The 19,894-nt window shown below is 34.6% G+C and carries 17 protein-coding genes; all 17 read left to right on the top strand.

Annotated elements, in window-relative coordinates:
* Window positions 1-14 precede the first annotated feature (14 nt).
* Window positions 15-1,370 carry a glycosyltransferase gene (locus AACS98_RS05645; protein WP_066377188.1) on the top strand — a complete coding sequence of 452 codons (1,356 nt, stop codon included), beginning with the start codon at window positions 15-17 and terminating at the stop codon, window positions 1,368-1,370.
* A gap of 175 nt (window positions 1,371-1,545) precedes the next feature.
* Entirely contained in the window at window positions 1,546-3,192 is a 1,647-nt protein-coding gene (locus tag AACS98_RS05650; protein ID WP_082803732.1) for a glycosyltransferase, read from the top strand.
* Between the two features lie 5 nt (window positions 3,193-3,197).
* Window positions 3,198-4,232: a polysaccharide deacetylase family protein gene (locus tag AACS98_RS05655; RefSeq protein ID WP_066377190.1), complete on the top strand. Its 1,035-nt coding sequence runs from the start codon at window positions 3,198-3,200 to the stop codon at window positions 4,230-4,232.
* Window positions 4,233-4,389: 157 nt separating this feature from the next.
* Window positions 4,390-5,322: an NAD-dependent epimerase/dehydratase family protein gene (locus AACS98_RS05660; protein WP_066377192.1), complete on the top strand. Its 933-nt coding sequence runs from the start codon at window positions 4,390-4,392 to the stop codon at window positions 5,320-5,322.
* A gap of 274 nt (window positions 5,323-5,596) precedes the next feature.
* Window positions 5,597-6,883, top strand: a complete 1,287-nt coding sequence (locus AACS98_RS05665) for a glycosyltransferase family 4 protein (RefSeq protein ID WP_231867001.1) — start codon at window positions 5,597-5,599, stop codon at window positions 6,881-6,883.
* Between the two features lie 42 nt (window positions 6,884-6,925).
* A complete protein-coding gene (locus AACS98_RS05670; RefSeq protein WP_066377197.1) occupies window positions 6,926-7,951 on the top strand; it encodes a glycosyltransferase family 2 protein in 1,026 nt (341 codons plus the stop codon).
* A gap of 247 nt (window positions 7,952-8,198) precedes the next feature.
* On the top strand, window positions 8,199-9,140 hold the full coding sequence (locus tag AACS98_RS05675) for a hemolytic protein HlpA-like protein (RefSeq protein WP_066377198.1): 942 nt from the start codon (window positions 8,199-8,201) through the stop codon (window positions 9,138-9,140).
* Window positions 9,141-9,147: 7 nt separating this feature from the next.
* A complete protein-coding gene (locus tag AACS98_RS05680; protein WP_066377200.1) occupies window positions 9,148-10,368 on the top strand; it encodes a glycosyltransferase family 4 protein in 1,221 nt (406 codons plus the stop codon).
* 157 nt (window positions 10,369-10,525) lie between these two features.
* A complete protein-coding gene (locus AACS98_RS05685) occupies window positions 10,526-11,767 on the top strand; it encodes a glycosyltransferase (protein WP_066377201.1) in 1,242 nt (413 codons plus the stop codon).
* Window positions 11,768-11,800: 33 nt separating this feature from the next.
* Entirely contained in the window at window positions 11,801-12,541 is a 741-nt protein-coding gene (locus AACS98_RS05690) for a methyltransferase domain-containing protein (protein WP_066377203.1), read from the top strand.
* A gap of 12 nt (window positions 12,542-12,553) precedes the next feature.
* Complete coding sequence (locus AACS98_RS05695; RefSeq protein ID WP_066425190.1) at window positions 12,554-13,534, top strand: glycosyltransferase family 8 protein; 981 nt, start codon at window positions 12,554-12,556, stop codon at window positions 13,532-13,534.
* Between the two features lie 24 nt (window positions 13,535-13,558).
* A complete protein-coding gene (locus tag AACS98_RS05700; protein ID WP_066377206.1) occupies window positions 13,559-14,557 on the top strand; it encodes a hypothetical protein in 999 nt (332 codons plus the stop codon).
* A gap of 157 nt (window positions 14,558-14,714) precedes the next feature.
* Window positions 14,715-15,575: a glycosyltransferase family 2 protein gene (locus AACS98_RS05705; protein ID WP_066377207.1), complete on the top strand. Its 861-nt coding sequence runs from the start codon at window positions 14,715-14,717 to the stop codon at window positions 15,573-15,575.
* Window positions 15,576-15,610: 35 nt separating this feature from the next.
* Window positions 15,611-16,570 (top strand): hypothetical protein, encoded by a 960-nt coding sequence (locus AACS98_RS05710; RefSeq protein ID WP_066377208.1) that lies wholly within the window; start codon window positions 15,611-15,613, stop codon window positions 16,568-16,570.
* Between the two features lie 223 nt (window positions 16,571-16,793).
* Window positions 16,794-16,958: a hypothetical protein gene (locus AACS98_RS05715; protein WP_157087491.1), complete on the top strand. Its 165-nt coding sequence runs from the start codon at window positions 16,794-16,796 to the stop codon at window positions 16,956-16,958.
* A gap of 231 nt (window positions 16,959-17,189) precedes the next feature.
* A complete protein-coding gene (locus AACS98_RS05720; RefSeq protein ID WP_066377210.1) occupies window positions 17,190-18,491 on the top strand; it encodes a glycosyltransferase family 4 protein in 1,302 nt (433 codons plus the stop codon).
* Between the two features lie 180 nt (window positions 18,492-18,671).
* A complete protein-coding gene (locus tag AACS98_RS05725; RefSeq protein WP_066377211.1) occupies window positions 18,672-19,799 on the top strand; it encodes a glycosyltransferase family 4 protein in 1,128 nt (375 codons plus the stop codon).
* Window positions 19,800-19,894: the final 95 nt, after the last annotated feature.

Genomic DNA, 19,894 nt, shown 5'->3' on the forward strand with positions numbered 1-19,894 from the left:
CAATTAGGAATACAATGAACATACTTATTGTTTCATATTATCAAATTTATCCTTTCACTGGTGGATCAAGCATTGCACAATTTGGTGTTCTTGAAAATTTAAGTCATAAGTGTAATATTAGTTTAATCATACCCCAAGAATATAAACCAAATAAAAAAGAAATTAACGAACTTCAAACTCTTTTACCAAAAGTAAAAATATATATATTTGAACAAAGTGATAACTTAAGTACAAGTGATACTTTAAATAGTAAAAATTTTGGTTCAAATGTAATTAATACAGCTCGTCATTTGATAAATATATTTAAGATACTTTTAAGAAAAAAAAATATTACCCAAAAAAATGTGATCAATCAAAAAGAAATACCATCTATAGAAGACGAATTTGCAAGTATGTACTTGTACAATCCATATTTGCCTCATAAAAAACAATATATTGATAAAATTAATGAAATAATTATTCAAGATAAGATTGATGTTGTTCAGTTAGAATTTGATGAAAATATAGACTTAGTTACTGCTCTACCAGGCACAGTAAAAAAAGTATTTATCGAGCATGAATGTAGATTTAATAGAATTGAAACCCATATTAAAGCCAAACAAATAAACTCGTTTTATAGTAGTTATATTCATAATTATTATAAATGTATAGAGATTTCTTTTTTGAAAAAATTCGATGGAATAATTACATTCACTGAAAGCGAATATGAAATTTTAAAATGGGCTTTAAATTCTTCTAGCAATATCGATTTGTTTATCTCTCCGTTTCCTATTCTAGATCAATACTTCATTCCAATTGATAGGAATAATTTTTGTAAACCAACAAAATTAGTATTTGTCGGATGGGAAGAACATTTCCCTAATAAAGATGCTATTGAATGGTTTATTGAGGAAGTAGCATTAGAAATTTTCAGGAAATTTGGTTTAAAACTTTATGTTGTAGGAGAGTGGCATCAACAAACAGTAGACAAATATAAGGGACATCCAAGTGGCGTTGAGTTCACAGGATTTGTGGATGATTTATACGAAGTAACGAAAAATAGTATAAGTATAGCTCCCTTGAGAATAGGTGGAGGTTTAAGAAGTAAAATACTATTATCTATGGCTCAAGGTATCCCTGTTATAGCTACGAAGCTAGCACTCGATGGGATAAATTCAAAGCATTTAGAAAGTGTAATTATTGCTGAAGATAAAAAATCATTTTGCTGGGCTATTGAATACTTGTTAGAAGATTTAGAACGTACATTTATGATTTGCAAAAATGCTCAAGCTATCATAAAAAACTACTATTCACAATCAGTCATTTGTGAACAGAGATATAGGTTTTATTTAAAATTATTAGGAAATGATAAACTGGAAAAACAAGCGTGAATCGCATATTAATAAACACAGTTTTATCACAGTACAAAATCCTTGATTTGAATGTTACCAACAGCAGCAGTATCTATTGTTAAAACGGTCTATGGCTCAAATTTGAGAAGTCCTTGGTTGGCAGCCAATAACTGGAATGGAGAAGAATTTGCCCAGCAACTATTGAGGTGGTTTCATGAGTGAACAGATAAATAAGAAACCCTTAGTTTCCTGCATCATCATCTTTTTGAATGCTGGAGAAAAATTCTTTATCGAAGCCATAGAAAGCGTTTTTAGTCAAACCTACGATAACTGGGAACTTTTGTTAGCCGACGACGGCTCAACCGACGAGAGCACTGGGATTGCTTTGCAATATGCTCAACAATACCCTGACAAAGTGCGTTATCTGGAGCATGAAGGTCATCAAAATCTGGGTATGAGTGCGACACGCAATTTAGGTATTCGCCACTCTAAAGGTGAGTATATTGCTTTACTAGATGCTGATGATATATGGCTACCCCAAAAACTGGAAAAGCAGGTAGCAATCCTAGAAGCACAACCGGAAGCTGCGATGGTTTATGGCTCAACCATGATCTGGTTCAGTTGGACAGGTAATACAGAGGATGCGAAACACGAGCGCCAAAGAGTTTTGGGTGTAATACCTGATACTTTGGTAGAACCCCCAACATTACTAACCCTGTTTTTAGACGGTTCCGCAGAAACTCCAGGTACTTGTAGCATTCTCATCAGACGTGATGTAGCCAAAGATGTTGGTGGATTCGAGGAGTCCTTTCGAGGGATGTTTGAGGATCAAGTGTTCTTTTACAAAGTCTGTCTTCAATTCCCTGTATTTGTAGAAAGTGGATGTTGGGACAGATATCGCCAACATCCCCAAAGCTGTTGTTACGTAGCGAAAGCTCAAGGAGTTTACAATAGTCAAAATTTGCCGTTCTTAAATTGGGTAGAGAAATATTTATCTCAACAAGATGTCAAAGAAAAAAAAGTCTGGCAAGCACTCAACACAGCCCTATTTCCTTACCGCCATCCTCATATGTATTATTTATCACAACGCCATCTTTATCTAAAAACACGTATGAAAGGATTTATAAAATCAATTGCGCGACAGACATTACCTGTGTCTATTCAGATGAAGCTCAAGTCTCATCTCCTAGAAGTAAAATATTCTCCTTTAGTAGGAGAGGTAAAATTTGGTGATTTGCGTCGGGTAAAACCTATCAGTCAATACTTTGGTTCTGACAGAGGCCTACCAATTGACCGTTACTATATTGAAAATTTTCTTTCTCAGCAGGCTGAAGATATTTGCGGAAGAGTCCTAGAAATAGGTGATAATTTTTACACGACTAGATTTGGAGGCGATCGCATTACCAAAAGCGATGTGCTGCACGTTAAAGAAGGCAACCCAGATGCAACTATTGTTGGTGACTTAGCTAATGCTGAGAATATTCCTTCAGAGGCATTTGACTGTCTTGTGTTAACACAAACTCTGCATCTAATTTATGATATCCAGGCTGCACTCAAAACTATCTACCGCATATTAAAACCAGGCGGCGTGGCTTTAATTACCATTCCGGGAATTACCCAGATTAGTGTTGACGAGTGGAAAGATTACTGGTGTTGGAGTTTCACTGCTATATCTGTGCAGAAGTTGTTTGAGGAATTCTTTCCCCAAGAAAATGTGCTGATCAATACCTATGGCAATGTACTAGCAGCAACTTCCTTTCTCCAGGGATTAGCAACTGAGGAACTGGAAAAACAAGAGTTGGATTATCACGACCCAAGCTATCAAGTTTTAATCACGGTCAGAGCAGTAAAACCAGAATAAACGTTATGGTAATACGTGGATTCGGTCGATTACAGCGAGTAATTCAGCAGGCTCAGAAACGAATTGCATCAAAGGCATTGATTTTGATGTACCACCGTGTTGCCGAAGTAGATTTAGACCCTTGGGGACTATGTGTAACTCCCCAGAACTTCGCTGAACAGCTAGAAGTTTTGCAAAAATATGCTCATCCTCTGAGCCTGAAGCAGTTTGTGCGAACTTATCGGGATGGCAATATTCCAAACCGGGCAGTAGTTATCACATTTGACGATGGTTATGCAGATAATTTCCATAATGCAAAACCCCTGTTAGAAGAATATAACACTCCAGCAACAGTCTTTGTCAGCACTGGTTATATAGGACAAGAACGCGAGTTTTGGTGGGATGAGTTAGAACGACTACTGTTAAAACCGGGTAAATTACCAGAAAAGCTTTCCTTGACTATTAACGGTAGTGTTCATCAGTGGGATTTAGGTACAGCAGCAGATTATACTTTAGAGGATTATCAGCGTGATCGCACTTGTAAAGCCTGGGAAGCCGCACCAGGTTCGCGAATGGATTTTTATTACACAATTTGGCAAGTATTGCGACCTTTGTCTGCTAGTGAGCGACTGCAAGCTTTAGCAGATACCCATACCTGGAGTACCAGCAAATCCACAGCACGTCAAACTTATCGTCCTCTGTTACTTGAAGAATTATCTGCATTAGCTGATGGGGAACTTGTAGAAATTGGCGCACATACAGTTAGCCATCCATTTCTTTCATCACAGTCAACAAAACTGCAACGTGATGAAATCCTGCAAAGCAAAACTGATTTAGAGAAAATTTTGCATCGTCCAGTCACCAGTTTCTCTTATCCGTTTGGCGATCGCACAGCAGAAACAGTTGAGCTAACTAAATCAGTCGGATTCAACTGTGCTTGCTCTACAAATGAAGATATTATTTGGCAACAAAGTGACTATTTCCAGTTACCTCGCTTCGCTGTTGGCAACTGGAATGGAGAAGAGTTTATCAAGCGACTATCAAAGTGGTTTCATATTTAAATAAGCCAACTCTGTTTCTCTAGCATAGATAATAGGCAAATAGAAAGCAGACTATTCAAGTGTTACTCAGTTTTTCATAAAAGAAATAGCTTCCTATCTTACTCAAATATAGATACCAAAGATATTAATAAAATAAATAATTGGAGAAATAACCATAATGAATTTTATTATAACTGGAGGAGCAGGTTTTATTGGTTCTCATTTAACGGAACAACTTTTAATAGAAGGTCACAGTGTAACTGTAGTAGATAATTTAAGCACAGGTAGCTTAAAAAACTTACCTAAACATTCTCGTTTGAAATTTGTATGCAAAGATATATTGGAATGTAGAGCAGAAGATTTTACGCAACCAATTGACGGCATAGCTCATTTAGCAGCAACCCCATCTGTTAATTTATCTTGGCACAAACCTTTAGAAACTCATCATAATAATCTTTCAGCAATTATAGCTGTGCTTCTTTTATGTCAAGCTTTAAAAATTCCGAAACTTGTCTTTGCTAGTTCAGCAGCTGTGTATGGAAACAAAGTTAATTTACCGATTTCAGAAGACCAACAGACAATTCCCATTTCCCCTTATGGTTTACAAAAATTAGTAAGTGAGCAATATGCTAGTTTATTTGCTAAAGAGTTAAACATATCTTTTATTGCTCTCAGACTGTTTAACGTATTTGGCCCTCGCCAAGACCCTTCTTCACCGTATTCTGGTGTTATTTCTATATTTACTAAAGCTATAAGTCAAGGTTTACCAATTACAATTTATGGAGATGGAACACAAACCAGAGATTTTATCTATGTGCAAGATGTTGCATCTGCATTTACAAAAGCCCTTACTATTTCTACACCCAACAATTCTTGCATAATATGTAATGTTGGTACAGGCAAAGAAACTTCCCTCATGCAACTAATAAATATTTTACAAAATATGTTTCCAAACTATAAATCAGACATTAATTTTACAAGACCCAGAATTGGAGACATCCAAGATTCTCAAGCCGATATTACAAAATTCATTTCGCTATTAAATTTTCAACCACAATGGTCGGTGCAATCTGGTATTCGTCTTTTACTTGAATCTTTAGCTCCTGAATAATCATAGAAAAATACCATGATTGTATAACAGTAACATATGGCTGCATTTTGGGACTTTAGACTTTAATAGGAACAAAGTTTAAAAATAAAAAAATAATTCACAAAACGGAAAAAAAACAAAAAAATCATGAGCCATTTAAGCTCGCAAACAGAAAAAAATAGACAGCCGAAAAAAGATTCCGAACAATATTACCTCAAAAATTTTTATGACAAACAGACTAGAAAATATAAAAATGTTAACTACTCATGCTAATGAAAAAAATCTGGATCTAGTTTTGAAAAGTACTCAGTCACAACCAACAATCGCTTTGATGTCTTGTGGTGGTCTGTTTGAGGACTTTTTTGATACGGTCGGAGTTTCCTTAGAAATATTTCGCACCGAGCAAACAGGGGGTTGGATGTTCAACTATATAGAGGCTCTGCAACTTGTAGGTGTGCAGACAGTGTTGATATTCATCTCATCTCGTGTTTCACAAACATTGCACTTTAAGCATGAACCCACTGGTGCAACAGTTTGTATGTTACCATCACCCTGGCTTCATCGTACTTTTCGCTACATATGTCTTGCAATGAAAATATCGGGTAGAAGTTTGTGTAAAAGTCTAGATTCTTATTTAGTTTTACCGCTGGGATTGCTGACTCACGAATTAAAGCAACAAGGTATTAATGCTATTGTCTTTCAAGATTACGAAAATCCTAGCTTCGATGTGTGCGTCCTATTAGGAAAATTAATACAACTGCCTGTATTTGCCAGTTTCCAAGGGGGTAGTTATCAGCGCAGTCGTCTTGAACGCCCAATACGCCCATTTGCACTACGAGCAAGTACAGGGTTGATTATTGGGCCAAAAACAGAAATCCAGCGTGTGAGTGATCGCTATCAGCTACTATCCCAAAAGTTAGCACAAATCTTCAATCCAATGGATGTAACAACATGGCATCCTATGGATCGAGACCAAGCACGAAAAATTTTAGGTATTTCAAATCATGCTCGTGTAGCTGTTTCTCATGGTCGCATAGACATTGCCCACAAGGGTCTAGATATTCTACTGGAAGCCTGGAAACAAATTTGTAGTGAGCGTCCAAATCAAGAATTGTGTTTACTTTTAGTAGGTTCAGGTAGTGATGCACCAGAATTACATCAACGTATAGCCACAATGCAACTAACAAATGTTTTGTGGGTAAATGAATATATTCACGATCGCACCTTGCTTTGGCAATACATCTCAGCAGCAGATGTTTATGTTCTTTCATCTCGACATGAAGGTTTTCCTGTTGCACCAATTGAGGCAATAACTTGCGAACTACCTGTAGTCGCAACCGATGTTAACGGTATACGCGATATTTTTAACGAAGGTGAAGCTTCAGGCGGAATCATAGTACCAAGAGAAGACCCAACAGCTTTAGCGTTGGCACTAGGTCGTATTTTAGATGACCCAACTCTTGGGCGTGAATTAGGAAAGCAGGCACGTCGTCGAGCAGAACAAGCTTTTTCCTTTGAAGCCATTGGTCAGCAAATGCGTGACTTTATCTTTAAAGATACAAATCTAAATCATGTTTCTTAAAAATTTGCTAAATTTCACAGCCTAGTGACAGAGTTAATTGCCATGAATGAACAGCATCTATATCGGGCTACTATTTCGCCAGTTGCAGATGGTACAAGCCGGCCATTATGGTCTGTAATGATACCTACTTATAACTGTGCAAACTATCTGCGCGAAACACTAGCTAGTGTATTAGCCCAAGATCCAGGGCCTGAGGTGATGCAGATAGAGGTAATTGATGATTGCTCTCCGAAAGACGATCCTGAAGCAGTAGTTGCCGAACTAGGAAGAGGCCGTGTTGGCTTTTATCGACAACCGGAGAATGTAGGTCATACGTTAAACTTTAACACTTGTTTAAAGCGATCGCGTGGCAAATTAATTCATCTACTGCATGGTGATGATTGTGTGCGCGAAGGCTTTTATACTAAAATGCAGCAGGCATTTGAGGAAAAACCAGAAGTAGGTGCTGCCTTCTGTCGCCATATTTTTATGGATGAACATGGACATTGGCAATTTCTATCAGAATTATTGCAACCAAAAAGTGGAGTGTTGAGTAATTGGTTAGAGCGCATTATTGTTAAGCAATATATCCAAACACCCTCAATCGTAGTACGGCGTGAAGTATACGAAAGTCTAGGAGGCTTTGATATACACTTCAAATTTTATTATGAAGATTGGGAAATGTGGGTAAGAATATCTACACAGTATCCAGTTTGGTACGAAGTTGAACCACTGGCAGTATATCGTTTACGATCAGCTTCCAATAGTGGACATAGTATGCGTACAGGCGAAAATATTCAAGATGTGCGTAGGGGTCTTGAGATTGTTCAATCATACTTACCTAACTACCTACCCAATACAATTGTTAGCAAATTATTAGATCAAAATAGAGAGCATTCCGCGCTCTGCGCTCTTGATACTGCTAGAAAAATGCTTTCCGCAGGTGAAGTCGAGGGTGCCAATAATCAAATTCACGAGGCACTCAAGTGTACCCAGTCCTTTAAAATTCGTCAGCAAGCCATTAAGCTTTTCCTGAAAAATAGAGTACGGCAAATTTTGCAGCGAGTTAGTACAAGCATTTACAGCTAATTTACATACAGTTTTTATTGTCTAATAATTAAGCAAAGATATGAATTTATGAAAAATAAAAATGAGTTACAGTAATAATAACACATAATTTATTTTATGTAATTAATTAGTTGCGTTCTAAACAAATAAAAAATAAATTAAAAAAACAATCATTTTTTAAAATTTTATGGCAGCATTCAATATTTATGATTAAGCTATTGACGTTCAATTTTATATTGAGCAAAGTAAATTGATTATATTTATAGCCATGTCTCTCAAAACTCCCGTAGGTTTTCTCATTTTTAACCGTCCTGATTTGACCGAACAGGTATTTGCAGCTATTGCCCAAGCAAAACCTGAAAAATTATTTGTAATTGCTGACGGTCCACGCTTTTCTGAAGAAGCGGAAAAGTGCCAACAAGCTAGAGGAATTATTAATAATGTAGATTGGGATTGCGAAGTTTTTACGGATTTTTCAGATGTGAACTTAGGATGTGGTCGTCGAGAAGCTACCGGATTCGACTGGGTTTTTTCCCAGGTTGAAGAAGCCATATTCTTAGAAGACGATACTTTACCAGCACCATCATTTTTTAGCTTTTGTGAGGCGATGCTGGAACGTTATAGACATGATGAAAGAATTATGCACATTAATGGTGATAATTCTGTTAATCAAGGTATAACTGAATACAGCTATTACTTCTCAAAATATATGCACGGCTGGGGCTGGGCTTCTTGGCGAAGAGCTTGGCAACATTACGATTACTACATGAAAACTTGGCCGGAGTTTAAACAGCAAGGCTTACTTGAAAACATTTTTGAAGATTGCTACGAACAACAATATTGGACAAATATTTTTGACCAAATGTATGAAGACCCACAAGTATTAGACACGTGGGATTATCAATGGATTTATGCTTGTTGGTCTCAAAGTGGTTTAGTGATAGCACCTAATCAAAATCTGATTACAAATCTAGGTTTTAATCGACCAGATGCTGCTCATACAACCGGTGATAGCCCACGTTCCAAATTGCCAGTAACCGATATTTGGGAAATTAAGCATCCTGAATTTATGGTTAGGCATCGAGAAGCAGACCAACACACCTTCGACTATATTTTTGGAGGTGAAAATATGCGAAAACAAGATCAGCCAATTATGAAAATTCGTCGGCAATTATCAGCAGTAAAAAGAAAGCTGAACTTTATATCTTAAATTTTATATGAATGTTCTACACATCAACCAATCGGATATTTCTGGTGGAGCAGCGATCGCAGCCTACCGACTACACCAAGGTTTATTGACACAAGGCATTAACTCCAACCTTTTGGTTGGCAATGTTGAATTTGATAGCGATCGCGTCGCTGTTGTCTATCGGAAATATCGTTTAGAAAATCAATTATCCCGCTTGACTAAGTTCTTGGGATTAAATTATATCCATCTGCTCAGCACATTTGATAACTACAATCATCCTTTTTATACTCAAGCAGATATTATAAATTTTCATAATCTACATACGGGTTATTTTAACTACTTAGCGATCCCAAAATTGACTGAAAATAAACCTGCTATTTATACACTCCATGATATGTGGAGCTTTACCGGACATTGTTCCTATACTTATGATTGCGATCGCTGGCAACAAGGCTGTGGTCAGTGTCCTTATCCGGAAACATATCCAGAGATCGCCAGAGATAATACGCGTTTAGAATGGAAACTGAAAAACTGGGTTTATAGTAAGTCTCACCTCAGTATAGTAGCTCCTAGCAAATGGCTAACTGAGCAGGCGAAAAAGAGTATGCTCAGTCGCTTTCCGATTTATTATATCCCGTATGGTATTGATACAAAGGCTTATAAACCTTTAAATACAGAAAAATGTAGAGAGATATTAGGTATTCCAGCAAACAAAAAAGTTCTCATGTTTGGTGCACAAATTCTGAGGGATTCCCGTAAGGGTGGGGATTTACTTATAAAAGCTCTGCAAAACTTCCCTGAAGTTTTAAAGCCAGAAACGTTATTACTCACTTTGGGTAAGGGAGGCGAACAAATTGCTGATTTAGTTGGCATACCAACTTTAAAACTTGGGTATGTAAGCAGCGATCGCCTCAAGGCAATGGCTTACTCTGCGGCTGACTTATTTGTTTTTCCTACCCGTGCTGATAACTTACCCTTGGTACTACAAGAGAGCATGGCTTGTGGAACACCAATGGTATCCTTCAAAGTTGGTGGAGTATCTGATTTAGTGCGTCCAGGAGTGACTGGCTACTTGGCTCAACCAGAAGACACTCAAGATTTCTGTAATGGCATTGTCCAATTACTTGAAGATAGCCAGCTACGGCAGAAAATGAGTGAAAATTGTCGAGTGATCGCCCTAGAGGAATACCCCCTAGAACTTCAGGCGCAGCGATATATTGAGCTATATCATCAAGTGTTGCAGAATTAGAGAGCGATCGTTTTCGCTTTCTTTGCCAACTAGGTTTCCATATTTGTGAAAAGTAGGTTTGACTTACACGCTTCAAAGTATATGGAGTTATACCAGTAAATTCTTAGTCAAACTATAAAAAATCGTATCGAATTGTTTTAAATTTAATTCATTAAAAATGCAAAAAATACTGTTAGTAGATTTAGCCTTTATAGGAAATCATGGTGGCGGCCATCTCGAACTTTATTTCATGAAAATTTTGTCAATATTAAGTAATAATAATTTTTTTGTATATGCTTGCTGTGGTAATAAACGAAAACTAAAAGAAAATCTTAATAAAGAAAAGCTCAACAATTGTCAAGTAATCGATATCAATATCAAGCCTATAGATAAAATTATTTACAGAGTTTTGTTTACTATTGATTATTTTGCACCTAAATTACCAGGAATGCAGCATTTTCGATTTGCTTCTTTGATTAATCTAATGAGAGTAAAAAGGCTGCTCAAAGATTTAGATGAAAATATACCAGTATTTTTTACACATGCTGATTCTATAATGCCCGCAGTCCCAATATTCATTTCTCGCTTCTTTATGCCTAAGAAATGGGTTGGTTTGTATGTTCAGCCCTCTTATCAATCCAAAATACAATGTGGTTTAGAAATAAGTAGAATAAATTTTAATCGTGAGAAAAACTTTGCTTTGCCATCTTGTCGAGCAATTTTGGTTTTCCACCCTATTTATCAACGTTTTTTTTCTAAAAATATTAAACAATTAACTTGTTTATATCTCCCTGAATTAATTGAAATTAATCAACAAGTAGAATCAAATATTAATATAAATTTATTGCAAAAAATTAAACAAGCTGCCAAAGGTAGAAAAATAATCTCTCTTTTAGGTATCATAACGCCAAGAAAGAATCTGCCTTTATTTCTTGAATCAGCTTCTAAACTTGATTTTAAAAAATATTTTTTCCTGGTTCTAGGAGAACTAAGACTTGAAAAATCAAACTCCTTAGAACAGGAGATAGAGTTTTACAAAAAAGTCCTAATCAATAATTCTTATATTGATCTTAACTATTACATAAGGGATGAAGAAGAGTTTTCTGAATTAATTCAGTTATCAGATATAGTGTTTTTACATTATTATAATCATCCTTTTAGTAGTAATATACTAATAAAAGTAATGGCACACCGTAAACCAGTCGTTGTTAGTAAAGGTTACATTATGGAAAAAACTATAAACCAGTATACTTGGAAAGTTGCTACAGAAAGCCAACCAGAAGACATAGCAATTTCGATTGAAAAATTGATTGATACAGATTTCAAAATAGATGAATATAGTTACTCTTCTTTTATAGAAGATTACTCAATAGAACGGTTTCAGTCAGCTATTCTTCAAGCTTGTAATACATTGAATTAGTAAACAAAAACCATTAAACAAAATTTTTATAATATGAAAAATAAATCTAATTGGGAAAAAACAAAGTTTTCTGTAATAAATAATAGACTAGGAGTTAATCAACAAAACCCTAATTTTCATCCAAGTGGTTGGATTTTTGCTGAATCTACAGCAAGAATTTATGGTCAATATTTACCTCTTTATGTTAAAGGTGATCTATTGGACTTAGGATGTGGAATGTGTCCTTTATATGGACTATACAAAGACTTATCAAATTCTCACTACTGTATAGATTGGGACAATTCTCTTTATCCTAACCCTTATGCCGATTTATTATGCGATATTAACAATTCAATTCCTCTGGAAAATAATTCATTTGATACAGTAATACTTTCAGATGTCTTAGAACATATAGTTGAACCCAAGAGTTTATTGCAAGAAATTCACCGCCTGTTAAGAAAAGATGGAGTAGTTATACTCAATGTACCTTTTTTTGAACGCATTCATGAATCACCCTATGATTACTATCGGTACACAGAATTCACACTCAAGGAAATTATAAGCTCAGTGGGACTTAAGTTGGAAGTCTTTGAAGTGGTAGGGGGTGCAATCGAATCTTGGTCATATATGACTGCTAACCTTTCTAGATTTTTACCGTTAATAGAGAAAATTTTACCTATAATGCTTTTTTATTTTGTTTTTTTATTGAAGAAAAGTAATTATATAAGTAAAAAAATGAAAACTTTAGATTCATTATATCCATCAGGATATTTTTGTGTTGCACGCAAAATATAAATTATATTTAATTTGAAAAAAAATTTATCAATGCCGAATCAAGTGAAGGAAAAAGTTTACATTTTACTGTCAGCAGATAACCATTATGCTCGATACTGTGCAGTAACAATACTTTCAATATTGGAAAACACATCTAGCCCAGAGAAATTTGAGTTTCATATTTTATCACCAGATATTTCCCAGGAGAATATTCAAAGAATTGAAAAAATTTGCACTCACTTTGATGCCACAGTCTCAGTAATTCCCATTAATCTAGAATTATTTAGTTCTCTACCTGCTTTTCAAAAGCATTTTAATCTCAATAACTATTCACGAATTTACGGGTTAAATCAATGCAAAAACTGCGAAAAAGTCATCTATTTAGATTGTGATATTGTTGTTTTAGCTGACCTAAGTGAATTGTTTGATTTTGAGCTAGAAGGTAAACCGATTGGTGCTGTTCCCCATGTCCAATTACCTTATCAATATATTTTTAGAAAAAACTTTAATTTTGCTAATGAAGATATTTATTTTAATTCAGGAGTGATGCTAATTGATGCTACTGATTGGCGGCTTAAAAAATCAGGTGACGTTGTTTTAGAATTTTGTATAGAAAATTCTAGTAAGTTGCATTTTGCAGATCAGGATGCTTTGAATGTGATTTTCTGGGAAAATTATTGTCACCTACCAGGAGTTTGGAATGTAGAAGCACGGTTATATAAAGAAAAGTTGTTAGGTTTACCTCAACATGAGGAAATAACCAACCGAATGCAAAATCCAAAAATAATTCATTATACAGGAGCAGATAAACCCTGGTCATCTCAAAATTATGTACCTATGCGCCATCTTTACACTTACTACAGTGAACAATTATGTGAAAGATTTTCTTGGTTTCCATCTCAGATGGAACCAAAGAAATGCTCAATTTTATCTTTAGTTAAATTTGCATGGTCATGTTTATACTTTCGTACAAGCCGTATTAAAAAGTTAATCAAATTAAATTTGAAAAAATAAGATAATTAATTATAATATTTAAATATGGGCAATAAAACTTCTAAATTAATTAAAATGGGCTTAAAATATGGGTTAAATTTACTTGGATCTAACTACCATATTGGAATTTTAAAAGAAAATCCATGTTCATTTTTAGATGATTTGCCAGAATTTTACGGTGATAAAGAAATTCTTAAAAGACAAAAGCTTAATAATTATATTTTTGAACTTCTGGCTCAAGGAGAGCCATTTTTTTTAGGGAGATGGGGAACAACAGAATATGAGTGTATTCAACATTTTCTCAAGGAAATACCTTGGTATGAAAAACGTTATAATGCACTTGTTAGATTTACTATGGAAAAATATTCAGGTTTTTTCCCAACTCATAAATCTCAGTTTCTCGAAAGATTTTCAGAAGTATATTTAGGTGCTTCTTCCGCAATAGATGTCATGGGCTTGTTAGGATTACCTAACGAAGAAAAAATAATATCTAAGATTTGCCCAAAAGCTACCTATATTAGAATGTTAGATATTGAACCTTGGCTTTACGAAAATCCGTGGTCGCAAAAACTCGAAGGAAAACGCGTTTTAGTGGTTCATCCATTTGCTGAAGATATTAAAAAGCAATATGTAAATCGCAAATTTTTATTCAAAAATCCTAATATATTGCCAGATTTTGAATTAAAAACAATACGTGCAATTCAGCGCAATTCTCCTGAGCAAGATAAATTTTATTCGTGGTTTGAAGCATTAAACTTTATGAAGGGAATGATAAAAGCAACAGAGTTCGATATTGCATTACTTGGCTGTGGAGCTTATGGGATTCCATTAGCGGCTTTTATAAAAGAAGAACTCCACAAAACTGCTATTCATTTGGCAAGTACAGTGCAGTTGCTTTTTGGATTGAGAGGAAGACGTTGGGACAAAAGTGAAAATGGGCGTTTAAATCATTTGTTTAATGAATACTGGAAGTATCCAACAGATAATATTGGAAGAATTGATCCAGATACAAAATTAACTGATGCAGATGTTTATAGTAAGTAAATTATCCACCTCACTATAATCAAGAAATTTTGTAATTAAAAAAGCAAAATAAACTTTTATTTAGAGCATGGTACAGTGCTAAAATAATTGAATTATAGATAAACTTTTTTACATTTTGCGAGAAAATACAAATTTTTTATTTTACATAAACTATTTTATGGAAAAATTTGTTGGTGGCAGACGTTTACATAGTAACCAAAAAACATTTGACGATAGCTTACCTAGTATTTCTATAATTACAGTCACTTATAATCGTATTGAAGATTTACGCGAAACATTTGCTAGTATTACTTCTCAGATATATACAAATATAGAATACATTGTAATTGATGGTGGTTCGCAGGATGGCACACTGGATTTCCTGCGCGTAAATGATGATATAATAACTTATTGGGTGAGTGAAAAAGATGCTGGAATTTATCATGCAATGAACAAAGGAGCATTGACTGCTACTGGAGATTGGATAGTATTTATGAATTCTGGGGATAAGTTTTTTGCAGAAGATACACTTACTAAAGTTTCAGAATACCTTGAAAATTCCGTAGATGTTGTTTATGGAAAATTTGAATCTATTGTCAATGATAAATATGGCTATCGTACCTATCAACGCAAGCCATATCCTCTATCTATAATATGGCGTGAAATACCTACTTGCCATCAAAGTGTTTTTGTTAAAAGAGCACTGCAAGTTAAATACCCCTTTAATACTTTGTTAACTTGGTGTGCAGATCATGATTTCCTCGCTAAACTGTACGTGGCTGGTTACCGCTTTCTAGAAATTCCTTTAGTCATCTCTAAATTTGATGTATCAGGAGGAGCATCTAGAGATTTGTTGAGCTTTACTAGAGAACGTTGGTCTCTTTGCAGAAAATACTTTGGTAAATCATTTCAAAAAGATTGGTATTTTATTAATGAATATAAAGGTTTTTGGTTCCAAAAAAACATTATTAGTAAAATCCGTGAATTGCTTCCTATTCAATGGATTGTAGCTATACGTAAATATAGAGGAATATATTGAGGTTAAGTTAATTAAGTAATTATATTAGCAATTATATGTCTCATGCTCAGAGTATTGGAGTCTATTTTTCGGCTAATGACGTTGTTTATGATTGGGTGATCGCTTTTCTCAACAGTTACCGCACCTTTAACCCTGAACTCCGCCTGATTTTGATTCCGTTTAATGATGAGTGCGATCGCCTGCAAAAATTGAGCGATACTTACAAATTTGAAGTATATACTGATTCATCCTTTTCCCGTTTAGAGGCGATCGGTCAAGCATTTGAGCTGGGTTACACGCCTACAGGCCCCTACTGGTTCAGACGATATGCAACTTTTTGGGGACCACTAGACTATTTCATGTATTTAGATGCTAGGCAAATCATCTTGGCGGATCTCAAACCTTTTATTGAAGCAGTAGAAAATTTTGGGTTTGATTTTTTACATTATGACTGCGCCATTGATCAAGTTTACGAACCAGGAAAATTTCGCCAAGAATTATTAAGGCAAGGACGAGGGCGTGGGTTTAACTCTGGTCGTTGGGCTTCCCGAAAAGGACTATTTTCAATAGAAGAGTTTGAGCAACTAGCAGAGAGTGCCTTGAAAATTCGTAACCAACTCAACCCTCGAAATACAGATCAAGCTTTCATCAACTATTGCTGCGATATGAAGCCTGTATGCTATGGGCATTTGGCAGAAGTAATTGGAGGTATCTGTCAAAACGGTTGGGCAAGACTATCGGGGAAAATTTACTCGAAAGAAGGAAAATACTATTTGTGGGATTATGGAGGTTTAGATCACAAAAAAAGGGTAATTCTTCTTCATTGGGCAGGTATACCACTTAATTTAATTATGCCTGAAAGCTCACTATTTAAAAAATACAGATTTATTAAATCATCTTGGATATACAGTAGTTTATATGACTGGCAATACAGTATAATCCAACCTATTCTTTTTATAAAAGAAGGTTTGCGTAGAAATCGCTTTGTTAACAGTTTTTATCATAAAATAAAGTAGCCAATACAAGATTAGCAGCATAACGAAAATTTTTGTTGTAGTTTTAACTTGCTTTTTGCTAAATTTTCGGGTAAATATCCACTTCTCTCAGATGAAACCCAGGGTTATCAGAGAAAATTAAAGGTAAAATTAGTTCACATTGTTCTTGGGCTACATTAATAGTGTGTATGCTTCATTCGAGGTATTCATTTTAGAAGTTTCATTATTTAAATTTCTGAAAGATATGCCTATCTTTCATGAAGTGATTTCTTTTATGGCAGATAAAGATTATTTTGTGTACGATTTTCCTGGTTTTTTACGGAGAAGTTATGATGGTGCTTTAGGTCAAGTAGATATTTGCTTTGTCAAAGAAGGTGGTTTACTAAGAAATTATAACAGATGGGATTAGTATCCCATCGTGAGTTTGTAGATGCGATTTTTATATCTTTGTATAGCAACGGAGAAGGAAATCTTGGTCATACAAAAATGATTGGGTGCAACTGTTTCATTTTAGCTGCTTAGTCCATTCTTTAAAAAATCCTGTATAAAGTTGAAAGAATACTTTTTTGATGATAAAAACTGTCACAACTAGATTTGATTGTCGGACAATTAAACAGACTTATCACTTAAGTTTACAATAATGATCAAAAAAATAAAAGTAGGATTTTACGTCTACAATAAACACTATCCTAATGTAGATCTAAGATTTCCAGAACAAGGGAATCCTGGTATTGGTGGAAGTGAATTTACTGAACTTGCTACAGCTTATTATTTAAATAAACTTTATTCAGAAAAAATTGAGGTTTTAGTAATAGCAAATATTATCGATTTTTTACCACCATCATTGAATGTTTATCATGCAGACAATATAGTTGATGCAGCAGAAAAAAGTGAACGCCAAGGATGTGATATATTTGTCTTTAGAACAGTCCTATGGACAGAGGAATTATATCAAAAACTAGGTCAAATGGAAATAAAAGCCATAGCACGCTCTACTAATTATTTTAACATTCATGCCTTAAATCAAATAACAGATTGTTCAAAAATTAAATGTCATGTTTGTACTGGTCAAGAGCAATTAGATATTTTACGAGACCATAAAATTTTTAATAAATCAATTCGTATTTTTGATCCATTTAATATTGAACACTTTGTTCCTAAACATGAAATATTAAAACAAGGAAATACAGTAGTATTTATTGGAAGCCTTGTTTTTTCAAAGGGATTTCATGTTCTTGCTAGAGTTTGGTCTGATATCATCAAAGAAAAACCAGAAGCAAAGCTGATTGTTATTGGGAGTGGTAAACTATATGATCGAAATCAGAAATTAGGAAAATGGGGGATAGCCGAAGAAAGTTATGAAGCTAATTACATACGTCCATTTTTATCCGATGAGAATGGTAAATTAATTGAGTCTGTGCATTTTGCAGGTTTATTAGGTATGGAGAAGATTGAAATTTTGCAAAATGCCGATGTAGGAGTTGTGAATCCCACGGGTGCTACGGAAGTATGTCCAGCAAGTGCTCTGGAGATTCAAGCTTGTGGTACTCCAGTTGTTTCTGTTGCTAAATTAGGGTTGCTTGATACTGTAGTACACCAAAAAACCGGATTGCTAGGAAAAAGCGACAAAGATCTAACAAAAAATATTTTGTATTTATTGAATAATCCTCAAGTGGCTAAACAGTTTGGGGAAAATGGAATTAATTTTGTTAGAGAAAATTTTGATTATCAATTTATTGTCAAGCAATGGTTAGAATTACTCATTGATATCTATAACGATAAACCGCCACAGCCACAACCGATGAAACAAAATTATTTTTATAACGCTAAATTCCTAGTGGAAGGTTTACGAATTATTAAGAAATACATACCACTACTACGTAATTTTCCTGCTTTGTTTGAGATAGCTATGTATGCGTCCTGGCTTAAAAAATTAAGATAGATAAATATGAACATAAATATAAGTTAATCAGGACAACAATTTTGAAATGATATTCAAAAATTTTTTTAGTCAAATATTAATTTGAATCAGCTATGGTTTTAAATGTTTAATAAATTAATTTGTTGTTTCTATAAATTAGCCAAATAATCTCATCACATTTATATATTTTCTGAGTACACAATGCATATTACTGCTTATTTACAGCCTGAACGCACATATCTACCTTGTACAGGTGTAGGAAGACATATTAATAATATATTACTTCATCTGTCTCAGCACCAAGATATTGAAATTTCATTATTAGTTTCTAATCAATACTTTGATGCCAATGGAAAACTTGATCCTCGTACACCATTACATGAATTTGACCTGTGTACTTATCCTTATAAAAGGCTAATGACTGAGCGGTTATGGAAGTTTTGTAGCCTTCCCAAAATGGATAAATTTATTGGCACAACCGATTGTTTGTATTCTCCTGTAGCAGAATATGTTCCTGTGAACAGAGAGATTCCAATGATAATTACCATGCATGATATGCATACATTAGAGCCAAACTTACTCTGGTCTAATAGTTTAGGTCATACATGGCAAAAATGGAAAACACAGGTATGGATTTCTAAAGTATTTAATCGAGTAGACCATATTTGTACAGTTTCCAACTATAGCAAGCAACGAATAATTGATTTACTAGGAATAAACCCTGAAAGAATAACAACTGTTGGTAATGGCGTAGATAACAGTTTTTTTGAAATTGCTGATGTTGATATTAAAGACTGGCAAGCTCCTATTCCATTACCTTATGTAATAGTAATTGGCGGTTTGAAATATAAAAAGGGAGGATATTATGTATTAGAAGTAGCCAAAGAGCTAAAAATTCGTAAAACTTCATTAAAAATCTTAGTTGTTGGTTCTAGTGAACCAAGCCTGATAGAGGCAGCAAATACATTAGATAATGTAATTTTGCAAGGTATCATACCTGATGATGAATTGCCTAAATTTTTACGAATGGCAACATCGTTATTATTTTTATCCTTGTATGAAGGATTTGGAATTCCAATGATAGAGGCGATGGCGGCAGGTGTACCTGCTGTAGTTGCTAATCGAGGTGCTCTTCCTGATGTCGGAGGTTCAGCAGCAATTCTTGTGGAATTAGAAAATGCTGCCGTAATTGCAGATATTTTAATTAATTTGGAAAAAGATACACAACTACGCGATCGCTTTATCCAACTTGGACGTAACCATGCTAAAAAGTTTACTTGGAATAACTGTGTTGATAGATTAGTTGAGGTATTGCATAAATACTCTTAAAAATATCAAATAATGGGTGAGGGGGACTGAACATTTGCGGATGTGGGATGATAAATCACTCTCATGAGAACTCTAAAATTTAGGGGTTAATGAGA

The sequence above is a fragment of the Anabaena sp. CA = ATCC 33047 genome (assembly GCF_963870205.1).
Lineage (GTDB): Bacteria > Cyanobacteriota > Cyanobacteriia > Cyanobacteriales > Nostocaceae > Trichormus.